The organism is Clostridium sp. CTA-5 (assembly GCF_054768135.1).
In genome coordinates this window covers 722855-736533 of the sequence record NZ_BAAAAT010000001.1, presented here as the reverse complement: position 1 = coordinate 736533, position 13679 = coordinate 722855, and the positions used below count along the sequence as shown (strand labels likewise).

Below are 13679 nucleotides of genomic sequence, written 5' to 3'. Positions count from 1 at the left end.
TAACTTCTCAGTATAGTTAGAAACTTATAGAAAATAACCAAAACAACTTTTAATCGTCAATTTTTAATTATCAACTTCTTAAAATACATGTAATAAAAAATCTAAAACTTTAATTTATACTGTTATTTAACAATATGCAATCGGTTACCTATTTTTGTATTTATAACTATATTATACATAATTATATTCTATATTTATATATATAAAAATAACTTTATTACATAAATTTAATATAATGTAATAAAGTTATCTTAATATAAATATCAGTTATTTTCGCCTTTTTGCTTTGTTCTTTAATGACTTATCTTTTTGTTTTTTATTATTTTTACTTTTCTCTTGTAAATTACCATAAGACTTATCTTTATTTACATACTTTTTATTAGCATTATCATTGTTTTTAGAAGATTTGTTTCTAAAACCTTGATTTTTATTATATTGTGATTTATTAGTATTATATTTATCAACTATAAGACACTTAGGACCATTTCCAATTAAATCTGTCCTATTTGACTCTGTTAATGCTTCATATACCAATGTATAATACTTAGGATTTTTATACTGAAGAAGTGCTCTTTGCATTGCTTTTTCATGCTTAGTTTTTGGTACATATACTTCTTTCATTGTTAAAGGATCTAATCCAGTATAATACATAGTAGTAGCCAAAGTCCCTGGCGTAGGATAAAAATCTTGAACTTGTTCTGGTTGATAATTTATATCCCTTAAATATTCAGCAAGCTCTATTGCACTTTTTAATGTACTTCCTGGATGACTAGACATAAGGTACGGAACTATAAATTGCTTTTTACCTAACTTTTTAGTTATTTTATAAAATTTTTCTGTAAATTTATTATAAGTTTCTCCTGATGGCTTCCCCATATACTTTAAAGCTTCTTTAGATACATGTTCTGGTGCAACTTTTAATTTTCCACTTACATGATGCTCCACTAACTCTTTGAAAAATGTATCGTCTTTGTCAGCCATTATATAATCGTATCTAAGTCCCGAACGTACAAATGCTTTTTTAACTTTAGGAATTTTTCTTATAGATCTTAGTAAATCTAAATATTCACTATGATCTACCTCCATATTTTTACACGGAGATGGGTATAAACATTCTTTTGCCTTACATGCTCCAAATGCTAATTGATTGCTACAAGCCGGTTTTCTAAAATTAGCTGTAGGCCCACCAACATCATGTATATATCCTTTAAAATCTGGAAGATTAGTTATTTCCTCTACCTCTTTTAATATTGATTCCTTACTTCTACTTTGAACAATCCTTCCTTGATGAAAAGTTATAGCACAAAAATTACAGTTTCCAAAGCATCCCCTTGAACTTACTGTACTAAATTTAACCTCTTCGATTGCTGCAATTCCTCCTAATCCTTCATAAATAGGATGATAGTTTTTCATATAAGGCAAATCATAAACTTCATCTAGTTCTTCTCTATTTAGTGGAAGCTGTGGTTTATTTTGAACTAAATATTTATTAGCATGTTTTTGTACAATAATTTTTCCCCTTACAGGATCTTGTTCCAGATATTGAACTTTACTTGCTTCAGCATATTTTTTCTTGTCCGCACACACATCTTTATAAGAAGGTATTTCAATATAGTCTTGTAAATTATCTAAAGTTTCAGTGACATAACAAGTACCATTTAAATATGTAATATCTTTTGCTCTCACACCATTTTTCAAGCTTTCAGCAACTTCAACAACTTGCTTTTCTCCCATGCCATATATAAGTAAATCTGCTCCACTATCTATAAGCATAGATTTCCTAACTTTATCACTCCAATAATCATAATGTGCAAATCTTCTAAGACTGGCTTCAATTCCACCAATTACTATATCAATATCTTTATACGCTTCTCTTATTTTATTACAATAAACTATAGTTGATCTATCAGGTCTTAATCCCATCTTTCCACCTGGAGAATAAAAATCCTTTTCTCTAAGTTTTTTACTTACAGTATAATGATTAACCATTGAGTCCATATTTCCTGCATTAACTAAGAAAGCATATTTAGGTCTTCCTAACCTTTGAAAATCATAAAGTGTCTTCCAATCAGGTTGAGCTATTATTCCTACTTTATATCCTTCATGTTCTAAAACTCTTGATATAATAGCAGTACCAAAACTATGATGATCTATATATGCATCGGCTGTCACAATTATAAAATCTAATTCATCCCAACCTCTTTCTTTCATATCTTTCTTGCTTATTGGTAAAAACTTTTTTTCTGTTGTTTCCATTCTTTCACCTACTTAATCTTATCTTTAAGTTTCATAATCCTCATACTAGTTTATATTCTTTAAGTAATACCGTCAAGATTTATCCGTTCCATAGCTTTATTAAGAACAAAAAAATCACTAAGCGACTGTGGCGCGTCGATTTTTTTTAGCCATGCACCTTTTCCAAACGTAGTGCAGGAATAATGGTGCCGCATATGATTATTTTTTATTCTTTAGGGATACTTATCATAACTCTAAAACAAGATATTCTAAAAGTCATTCTTATATTCTTTAATAATATAATTTTCTAAAGAATAAAAAATGCTTTTAACCCTTATAAATATCTATTTCTACTTTATGGAAATAATATACTATTATTGGTATACTAAACTTATATATCTACTACTTTTGATATTTATTAAATCTTATATTTATATTTAATTTTTGTAATATCTTAAGTTTTAAATTATTTATAATTTAAAATAGTTATTATTTTTTATATATGTAAATTTTTATTATAAATAGTATCTATCAAAATAAAAGGAGAACCTTATGAGAAAAATAACTTTTTTAATTCTTTCTTTGTTAATTAGCTGTATTTTTATTTCTTGTAATAAAAATACAATCTTTTCATCAAACCAATTGTCTCCTTATACTTTAAACAAAAAAGAAGAAACCATTGCTAAACTTATTTCTGGACAAGATCAATATGCTATTTTTCATTTTAATATTGACAAAAAAATAAAAAACCTATCAATTTGGATTGAAGGATATAATAATGGTGAGAAATTAAATTTAAATAATTATTCATGTTTTTCATTAAACAATCCCACTGGGAAGATATCAATAAATACTAATACATCAGATAATTATCAATGGAATTTTTCATTTGCTGATGATGAAAATATAGCTAATTACTCTTTCAAAACTAATAATCAATTCGAAATTGATTCAAAATATTCAAAAGGATACACTAAACTTTTAGATCCTGTTAAAATTAGTACTGATAAAGAAATACTTCTTCAAGCATACCTATTTAAAGATACTGGTAGTATGTCAATATATTCTACTAATGAATATTTAGATAATCCTGAAATTTTAACCGAATTTAATTATGTTTATTTAGTTAAATGTAAATTTTCAGATAAAGATTCCGCTTTAAAATAGAATTAATATATTTATAAAAAAGGGGGCATATTTATGAATTCTACTTTTCTCAAAAAATTTATTATCTTTATTATTACTTCAATACTGTGCGGCTTGGTTATTATGTTTATTGGATATTTAATCTCTCTTTTTACTACTTTTTTATTAAAAGATATTCTTTTTGTTGAGGGAATACTTGTAATTATATTAGTAATTTTAATGTCTATAAGTGGTAAACCTCTTGGGCTTTCAATGCAAGCTTTTGGAACTAATAATGCTCAATATGTTGGAACAGCAAATTTAAAAGTAACTGAAAAAGAAAATGAACTATTGAAAAATAAAGATTCCTTTAATATTAATTTTGATTTTAATTCTATATCTATAATACTTGGGGCTATATTCATATTAATAATATCTTATTTTATTTAAACAATCTTATAATCCTATCTATTATTAATACTTTCAATTAGACACATGAAATAAAATAATAGACTAAAGAAACGTTGTATATTCTGTGTCAAACAAAGAAACAAGTTCAGTTAATAACAAGTTATTAGCTAAATTTGCTGATGCAAAATAGCCGAGCATACTGGTCTATTATTTTTTGAATGTACCTTAAACTAAAAATATCAAATTATAAAATCTAAGAAAGCCAATAATACCCTAATATAGTATTATTGGCTTTTAATAATAGAATATGTTTTAAAGTAGATTCCTCTTTCCATGAACTTTATACTACAATATTAACACAATTTCAAAACATAATTTAGTTCTTAAATGAATGTATTGGAGCAGGAATTCTTCCACCTCTTTTTGAAAATAACTCTGATGAATTATTATTTACTTTCATTACAGGAGCTGTACCTAAAAGTCCACCAAATTCAACCATGTCTCCTACTTTACATCCTGGAGCTGGAATAATTCTTACTGCCGTGGTCTTATTATTTATAACACCAATTGCTGCTTCATCTGCAATCATAGCTGAAATCGTTGAAGCTGGAGTATCCCCTGGAATTGCAATCATATCAAGACCAACAGAACATACACATGTCATTCCTTCTAATTTTTCTAAGTTTAATGAACCTTTAAGAACAGCATCGATCATTCCTGCATCTTCTGAAACTGGTATGAATGCTCCACTCAATCCTCCAACATGACTACAAGCCATTACTCCACCTTTTTTAACTGCATCATTAAGCATTGCTAAAGCTGCTATTGTACCATGAGTTCCTACTGTTTCAAGACCTATTTCTTCTAAAATTTCTGCAACTGAATCTCCAACTGCTGGTGTTGGAGCAAGAGATAAATCTACTATACCAAAAGGTACATCTAACCTTTTTGATGCTTCTCTAGCTACCAACTCTCCCATTCTAGTTATTTTAAAAGCAGTCTTTTTAATTGTTTCAGCTACAACATCAAAAGATTCTCCTCTAACTTTTTCAAGAGCTCTTTTAACAACCCCAGGACCACTTACTCCAACATTTATAATCCTTTCCGCTTCTCCAACACCATGAAAAGCACCCGCCATAAATGGATTATCTTCAACTGCATTTGCAAATACAACTAACTTAGCACATCCAAATCCTTTAGCATCTTTAGTTAATTCTGCAGTTTGTTTTATAATTTCTCCCATATCTCTAACAGCATTCATATTTATACCAGATTTAGTGCATCCAACATTAACAGATGCACACACCTTTTTTGTAGTAGCTAATGCTTCAGGAATTGAACTAATTAAAATTTTATCTCCCTTTGTACATCCTTTTTGTACTAAAGCTGAAAAACCACCTAAAAAATCTATACCTAATGTTTGTGCTGCTCTATCTAAAGTTTGAGCAAATTTTACATAACTTGTATCTCCACTTGCTCCTGCAATTATAGACATTGGTGTTATTGATACTCTCTTATTAACAATAGGAATTCCAAATTCTGCTTCTATTTGTCTTCCTACTTCTACTAAATGTTCTGCTGATTTTGTAATTTTATCATATATTTTAATTCTAGCTTTTTCTCCATCAGGATCTATACAATCTAACAATGAAATTCCCATTGTTATAGTTCTTACATCTAATTTTTCTTCTTCAATCATCTTTATTGTTTCAAGTATTTTATTAGTATTCATACGTTTTCCCCCAAAAATTATAATGAATGCATTGATTTAAAGATTTCTTCTCTTTGAATCTTAACTTCTACACCTAGTTCAGTTCCTTTTAAACTTAATGCTTTGTGCACTTCTTCAAATTGTGCATTCATTTTTTCACAATCTAATATCATCATCATTGTAAAAAATCCTTGCATTATAGTTTGATTAACATCTAATATGTTAATATCAAATTCTTTTAACGTTGTGCTAACCCCAGAAATTATACCTACTTTGTCTTCCCCAATTACTGTTAATATTGCTTTCATGCTTATCTTCTCCATTCATAATTTAATATTAATTTTAAAGTTATATTTTAAGTTATATCAATATTGTAATATAAACAAATCTTTTATCCTTATATAAAGTATTTCTCTAATTTTAAGATTAGAAATCGTTATCTAAAAAAATATAATCTTTATTAACTCTAGGATACTATCTATTCAATAAAATGCTTGAAACAAGAATTTTCGTTCTTATGCTACAATATCAAAACTGTTTTAAAATACAACCAAGTTTAATTTATAAATTTCCTAAAATAATACTTTAATTCTATAATTTATAACAGTGTTTGTCAATTTAATATGAACATTTCAATTTATTTTTTCCTTCTTTTTCGTGTTATTTTTATATTCATTTATATTTTTTCTTCTAAATTTAAATTATCTTTTATTATTTATTTTCTCTTTGTCTTTATAATATATATGTTCTAATTAAGTTATTACATTTATAATCTTTTATATAATTTTTATATAAAATTATATCTTTATATCTTTAATTAACAATATCTAGTTAGAATCATATATAGCATAAATTTTCTATATAAGTTCCTCACTATATATAGTAAGTAGTATCATTTATAAATATTTTAAGATTTATATTAATGAACAAACTTTATTGGAAGTTATGTATTATTAATTGAAATGATCTCTTGTATTTTTTTCTATATCATCTTTTTCATAAGAATTTGTATTTTCAAAAATAATTCTTTTATTTAAATTGTTTTTATTTTGTACTAGTCGTTTGCCTTTTGATAAAGATTTGTATTTTAAATAATATAGAATACCGGATATTACTCCAAATATTAAAAATAATACCATAATGATCAAAATACCTTTATCTTTATCTTTTAATAAAGCTACCTTACTATAAGTTGGTGCCTCAATATCTTTTTTTATCTTATATGTTTTTATATTACCATATTCATCTATTACTACAGAATCTCCATTCAATTCATAAATTTTACTCGCTGAACTTAAGTATTGTAACGAATCTCTCAATATTTTTTCATTTGGAGAAGTTATCATAAGCATAGCTTTTTGAGAATTATATGGAGATACATCTAATTGAAATATCGAAATCTTACTTGAGAATGGATCAGTTAAAACTAATTTTTCATTTGATAAAAATTTTGAGTATGTATCGTTAAATTTAAACCATAAATAATTATTTAAATTTTTTATAATTATATTATTTTCAGGTGTTCCATAAATTATTATATTGTTTTCTTTTTCTTCACCTTTTAAATTTGAATTTCTTATAGCTTTTAAATTCCCATTATTATAATGTACATCTTTTCCTAAATAACTAAAAACTTTTCCTATTTCAGTTAAGTCTTCAGATGTTAGATTATCTGGTAATATTATTAATGCATCATTATACATTCTATCTTTAATAAATGGAGTACCATAAGTAGAAAAGTAATAGTTTGTAATATTATTTAATCCTGTATATAAATAAGAATCACCATTCACTAATGCCCATGGTATTTCACCTTGTCTTTTTTCACAATATGAATTAAACATTTCTAAATCGAAAGCTATTTTTAAATTCATATAATTACTTTCTTTAATATCGTCTGGTATAATTAATTCCAATTCATCATTATTACATTTTTCTTTTTCAAGTTTTTTACTCCCTATAGGTGTTTCATTTATATAAATTGTCACTAGAGCCCTATCAAAATCTAGGTTTTGAGAATACCTCATAAAGATTTTCACTTTATCACCCGAACTTAATTTTCTATTTTTAGGTAAACTATAATTTAAAGTAGCACTTCTTCTAAACTCTCCTTTTAAATTAATTTCATTAACACCCATATCTTTAAAGGTTATTTTTTCACTTTCGTCTAAAATCTTATCTTGTTCTTCTAAACTTTTATTAACTATAAAAAAATCATTATTTAATTGATAAATTAACTCTTTATTCATAAGAGTTTTAATACCCTTTGTAAGATTATCATTATTATTACATATTACTAATAACATCTTCATATTTTGCTTATTAGTATATGGTGAATTTAAGACTTTTATGGTACAACTATCTTTATCATCACTTGATAAACTTATTTCTTTTGGAATATTATCATAATTTCCAATATAAACTCCATTATATATTCCCTCATTAATAAAATCATTATACTTATATATCTTCCCATTAAAGTCACCATTGTCATATATTTTCCCAAAATAAGAGTTTAAAAGTAATGCAGCACTTAGTTCCCCATCAGTATATTCATTAGGTATAACTATACACGTAGATGAACTATCTTCATTATTGTCTTTTAAATAAGGATATGGAAAATTAGATATTTTATTATCTGATATAATATTATTAAAATTTACACTTATATTAGAATCTCCTTTTATGGTAATCCAATTAGCTGTATTAACATCATCGACACATGGTAAATCTGAAATTCTTGAATAACTCTCAACCTTTAATTCATTGCTTCCATAAACAATCATATCTTTAGGAATATTAACTTTAATATTTTGAATTTCATTTTTGTCATCATAATATATTTTTTGAGAATAAAATGGACTATTATTAGCTGAAATTACTATGTATGCGTCTCTATCTTTATCCAATAATTGATTTACTGAAAGCTTAATTTCTGCATAGACTGAATTTATATTCCACCATTTATTAATCTTAAAATACCAATTATGACTTGAAAATACCCCTTTAAAAGATACATCATTACCAAGATTATACGTTTTAATATTAAGTTCTTTTTCTATATTATCTGAATTTTTAATAGTGTCTGCTTTTATTCTTAAAGGTATAATGTTTATAATAACTATAATCAATAAAATTAAAACAAGTTTTATTTTATATGTACTTTTTCCTTGATTACTCATTTTAATATCACCTCATTAGAACCTTTCAGTCTTATACCACTTTGTTTCTTTTTTTAATACTAAATCTTTTATATAATTGTAAAATCCCATTACTGCAACAATAGCCCATAATTTACAGTAAGTAAAATACATTATTGATATAACAAATATGTTTTTAAAATTCAACTCTCCTTTTTCTGTAGATATTGCTATCATTATAGAAAGATTAAATACTAGATATGCCATAATCCATAATATAAAGCCATATCCGCTAATATTTATATGAATTATTTGTCCAATACCTAATATAAATAGCCCATCAGAGATAACACTAGCTGATAAAAAAAAGAAATAAATCATCGTGTAATATAAAATATCAAACTTTGTAACACCAAAACCATTCTTAAATAAATATTTAAAATTTTTAATAACAACATAAGTATTTCCTTTTGCCCATCTATTTCTTTGCTTAAACCATACATTTAATGTTTCTGGTTCTTGTTCATATGTCACTGCAAGAGGCATAAATTTTATTTTATATCCCATCATATAAATTCTAAAACTTACTTCTGTATCTTCTGTTATTGCCTTTGTATCCCAGCCTCCCATACTTTCCATTATATTTCTTCTAACAACAAAGTTAGTTCCTGGAATAGTACATAAATTAAATAAATTCCATCTTCCTGCTTGTGCCATCCATTGATATGTTAGTGTTTCTATATTTATAAAACTAGTTAATAAGTTTCTATTTTTATTTCTACATCTAAATTTACCAATAACTGCACCTAAGCTTTCATCTTCTAGTAATGTTTCTACTAAATACTTTACTGCTTTAGAATCAGGAGTATTATCAGCATCATAAATTGCTAGTATCTCCCCCTTACTTTTACTAAGACCAATATTAAGAGCATTGGATTTTCCTTTTCCTCCAACTATATTATCTGTATTTATTATTATCAAATTTCTATCTGGAACACTCTCTTTAATATTTTGTAAAATTTCAGCTGAATTATCACTTGAATTATCATTTATTATTATAATTTCATATTTATCATGAGGATAATCTAAATGTAATAATGATTCTACTGTTTTTCTTATAACAATAGCTTCATTATGTGCAGGCACCATAATAGATACAAATGGATAATAGCTTAATTTTTCCTTCATATATTTATTATGTATTTTAGAATAATAAACATATCCAGCTATAACTAAAATAATATTTATAAAAATTATTATCCATATTACAATAAGTGAATATATTGCCATATAATCAAATACGTTCATGTTTCTTTCTCCTACTTGAAGAATTTTCTCTTATCAATTTTGATACTAATTAAAACAATTATCATAAAAGTTATTGCTACAATAAATGTAATTATTTCTAATATCTTATTAGTTAAGCTTAAATTTATATTTGTTTTATTAGTATTTTCATTTTGTTCTCCAAATATATCATATATGTATTCTTTATTACTAATAAAACGTGATTGCGTAACATTTTTATTATTTAAAAACATTCCTTGTTGATTACTTGTAATACTTATATTTTCAATCTTTATATTACTGTTTATACTATATGTACTTTTAAAATCTATATTCTTATTTTTTAACATACTTACACTTTTTTTAAAATCATCAAATGACAATCTACTACTTACACTTATTGCTACATTGTTACTTGATTCATTTAAAAATACATTTTTATCATTATCAAAACTAACTTTTTGAATTATATTTTTATAATCTGAAATTGAATAGCTATCAAAATCTAAAACTTTTAAATCACTACTTGAAGATAATAATAATGTATTACTACTTTCTAATAACGGTTTTAAATCTTCTCTATATAACCAATAATCATGTACACTAAATGCTATTGGATAAACCAAATAGTCTATATAAGTTAAAAATCCCTCTTCAATCTTTTTTGTTATTATATTTCCTTCAATATTCTGTTTATCTAAATATGGAATAGTTAAAATAATTTCCCCTCCATTTACCTGTGCATATCTTAAAACCTCCACAAATCTATTCATAGCAGGTAGTTTTTTATTTTTAAATACTGGAGTTACTTGTATGAAGAATGGTATCCCCCATTCCTTCAAATAATTTATTTCCTCTATTAAAACGTTTAAATCATTAAAAGGAGTAACTTCATCTAAGCAAAAATACATTTTGTTTTTGGAATAATCTTCTTCTTTAAAAGAATTATAAATTAAATTATATAGTGTTCTATAGTTCTCTTCACTAAACTCTAAATTATCTATATATTTTATACTGTTATTTTTAAAGAAATTAATTTCTGAATTTTCTCCAAACCAAAAAATTTGTTTATTATAATTGTATAAATTGTTCTTTATAGAATTATTAAGATTGTTTTTAGTTGAACGTAAAATAAATATTCCTTCATACTCTGATAAGTCTTTTCCTCTATAAGCATTTAATTTAATAATATCAACTTCCATACCAGTAGATAAGGCCATTTTAGTTATATCATTCAAAACATTTTCTTTCTTTCCATATTGCTTGTATGAATCATACAAAATTAATATTTTACCTTTATATTCATCACTATAAACTAAATTTGTAAAACATAAACTATTTATTGATATAAAAACTAATGTTAAAATCAGTACTGTACATTTTAATAGATTATTCTTGTATATCATATTCAACTTCCCTCTCTACAAGTCTCAATAATGTCATAGAATCAGTAACAGATTCATTTAATGTATATGAACCTATCTGAATATCTAATTTTATATTCTTATATAATGAATAATCTACAAATTCCATTTGATTTATATTTTCTCTAAATCTATTCTTAACAATTTTAGCTCCATTTTCATCAGTAATTGTTATAAAAACTAATGTGCTTTCATTTATTATATATTTAACATCTTCTTCTCTTAATCCCTTAGTAAGAACATTACATGCCTTAACCATTAATTCCATATATCCTTTTCTACCTAAAATTCTTTTTAATTTATCTGCAAATTTAATTTTAACCATAATCAATGTTAAAGGTAATTTATATCTCTTGCTTATATTTATATAAATCGGTAATTCTGTCATCAAAGCTCTATAGTTTCTTATTCCTGTATATTGATCAATCATTACAAGTCTTGAATTTTCTTCTTCTAAAGTTTGCGCTTTATCTTGTAATAATAATATGTTTCTTGAAAGCAATGAAACTATTAACGCTGTAATGGGAATTATTATAACCCAATAATATGTGATAAATTCAATGGTAATATTGCTTGAAACACTTAAATATAGCTTAAAACTCATATAAATAAAATCAATTATTAATGTAAATATTAGTGAAAGTGTAACATTAACATAATAACTTATTACTGCAATTATCATTACAACTGTAAGCATAATATAATTTTCAGAACTCTCATTGATTTGAAATACCTTAAAACTAATACAAATTATAAAAAAATATGCTATTAAAATTGTTATTAAAAAATCCACTTTTTTTCTTACATTTACTTCATTCATTTTTAAACCACCTTATGACTCTCTGTTTTATTTTCCAAAAACAAACTAAACATATATATAAAAATCAAATCAAAAGCCATATTATACATAAATACATGTTTTGCTAAATCTGCATCTCCAGCCCCTATGACTGAAATAATTATTTGAGATAAACCTGTTAAAAATATATAAAAATAAGCTTCTTCTTTAAAAACTAACTTTTTATTATTAGCTTTCCGTCCTTTTATGAGTCTTGATATAGAAATATATAAGTAAATACTTATTGTAGTAATCGTAACTAATATATTTTTAGGTATAAATTTTTCTTTAAATGTACTCCAAAATGCAAAAAAATAAGATTTTTCTCCAAAAGCTTTATTTTGGGATTTTTCATAATTTCCAATAACTTGAGGTCTAATTGAATATGAATTGTTAAATCCAAATTGTAACATTTTAAAGAATGCTTTTGGATTAGTTATATAATATGTTAAAACTTTATCTAATGAAAATTTGTTATAATAATCATCTGTTAAAAACTCATCATATGGATTTATTAACCTTATCTCTTCAAAAAAATTAGTTTCTTTTAATAAAGAATATTGTGGATTTATATTAAATCTTTTTAAAATATCTTCCGCATTATCTTCATTTAATAAAATTCCTCTATTCATTGAATGGTAATTATTTATATATTTAAAATCCCCAGTAATCTTTCGATAAAACATAACAGAACTTATTATAAATATAGCTGATAAAGTAACACTTAATATTTTTATTCCAGTATTATTTTTATAACTTGCTATTATAATAAATATAAATGATATTAATATGCCCATAGGGGCTAATTGTTGTTTAGCTCCAAAAAATAAAAATGATGAAATAGCAAAAAATATTATATTATACCAAGTAAATTTATTAAATTCTATCATATACATAAGAAGTCCTATACTTAATAAAAAACAACATATATTTACGCCTTCACCATAAAAAGAATTATAATATGACATATATCCTGTATCACAAAATATTAAAATTACAACTAATGTAATAATTAATTTATCTTTAGGATTACCTAACTTATTAACTAATGTTTTTACTAATAAATAAACTGCTATCGATTCAATTATTAAAAATATAGCTGACATAAATCTAATATCAAAAATATAATTTCTAGTAAAAATTTTATCTAAAAAAATTGCCATTTTTATAAATATTGATTGAGTTGATGTTAATAAATTTTCATAATCATTATTGTACTTATATATACCATAATTTTTTATAAAATATCCTAAATATATTTCATTATCATTTTTATTTAAATTATACAAACCATTTTGATTTATAATTCTATAAAAATCTCCATTATCAGCCATACCTATGATAGGATTTATAAATAGTGTTAAAATTCCTATAATTAAAACTAATACTAATGCTAAAATAGGAAAATTTATATTCATTAATTTATTATGTAATATACGTTTTTTCACTATATTTTACACCTTCTTTGAAAATACATTAGACACATGAAGTAAAATAATAGACCCGAG

The 13679-nt window shown here is 24.5% G+C and carries 10 protein-coding genes; 2 read left to right on the top strand and 8 right to left on the bottom strand.

Going from position 1 to position 13679, the window contains the following annotated elements:
- Window positions 1-267 precede the first annotated feature (267 nt).
- Window positions 268-2256, bottom strand: coding sequence for a YgiQ family radical SAM protein (locus tag ACYUET_RS03410; protein WP_460277840.1), 1989 nt, complete (start codon window positions 2254-2256; stop codon window positions 268-270).
- A 531-nt stretch (window positions 2257-2787) separates the two neighbouring features.
- Between ACYUET_RS03410 and ACYUET_RS03405 the strand changes: the two genes are divergently transcribed.
- Window positions 2788-3402, top strand: a complete 615-nt coding sequence (locus ACYUET_RS03405; protein WP_460277839.1) for a hypothetical protein — start codon at window positions 2788-2790, stop codon at window positions 3400-3402.
- A gap of 33 nt (window positions 3403-3435) precedes the next feature.
- A complete protein-coding gene (locus tag ACYUET_RS03400; RefSeq protein WP_460277838.1) occupies window positions 3436-3810 on the top strand; it encodes a hypothetical protein in 375 nt (124 codons plus the stop codon).
- Window positions 3811-4147: 337 nt separating this feature from the next.
- Here the strand turns inward: ACYUET_RS03400 and ACYUET_RS03395 are convergent, their stop codons facing one another.
- The 7 genes from ACYUET_RS03395 to wsfD all read right to left on the bottom strand — a co-directional run bounded on the left by ACYUET_RS03395 (window position 4148) and on the right by wsfD (window position 13619).
- A complete protein-coding gene (locus ACYUET_RS03395; RefSeq protein WP_460277837.1) occupies window positions 4148-5503 on the bottom strand; it encodes a DUF711 family protein in 1356 nt (451 codons plus the stop codon).
- Between the two features lie 17 nt (window positions 5504-5520).
- Window positions 5521-5790, bottom strand: a complete 270-nt coding sequence (locus ACYUET_RS03390; protein WP_460277836.1) for an ACT domain-containing protein — start codon at window positions 5788-5790, stop codon at window positions 5521-5523.
- 645 nt (window positions 5791-6435) lie between these two features.
- Entirely contained in the window at window positions 6436-8664 is a 2229-nt protein-coding gene (locus ACYUET_RS03385) for a cellulose biosynthesis cyclic di-GMP-binding regulatory protein BcsB (RefSeq protein ID WP_460277835.1), read from the bottom strand.
- Window positions 8665-8679: 15 nt separating this feature from the next.
- A complete protein-coding gene (locus ACYUET_RS03380; protein WP_460277834.1) occupies window positions 8680-9930 on the bottom strand; it encodes a glycosyltransferase family 2 protein in 1251 nt (416 codons plus the stop codon).
- Window positions 9931-9941: 11 nt separating this feature from the next.
- The gene (locus ACYUET_RS03375) at window positions 9942-11315 is read right to left on the bottom strand and encodes a DUF2334 domain-containing protein (protein ID WP_460277833.1); all 1374 of its coding nucleotides are present in this window, start codon (window positions 11313-11315) and stop codon (window positions 9942-9944) included.
- Entirely contained in the window at window positions 11299-12153 is an 855-nt protein-coding gene (locus tag ACYUET_RS03370) for a GGDEF domain-containing protein (protein ID WP_460277832.1), read from the bottom strand. The genes ACYUET_RS03375 and ACYUET_RS03370 overlap by 17 nt, the downstream gene beginning before the upstream one ends.
- A gap of 2 nt (window positions 12154-12155) precedes the next feature.
- Complete coding sequence (wsfD, locus tag ACYUET_RS03365; protein ID WP_460277831.1) at window positions 12156-13619, bottom strand: glycan biosynthesis hexose transferase WsfD; 1464 nt, start codon at window positions 13617-13619, stop codon at window positions 12156-12158.
- Window positions 13620-13679: the final 60 nt, after the last annotated feature.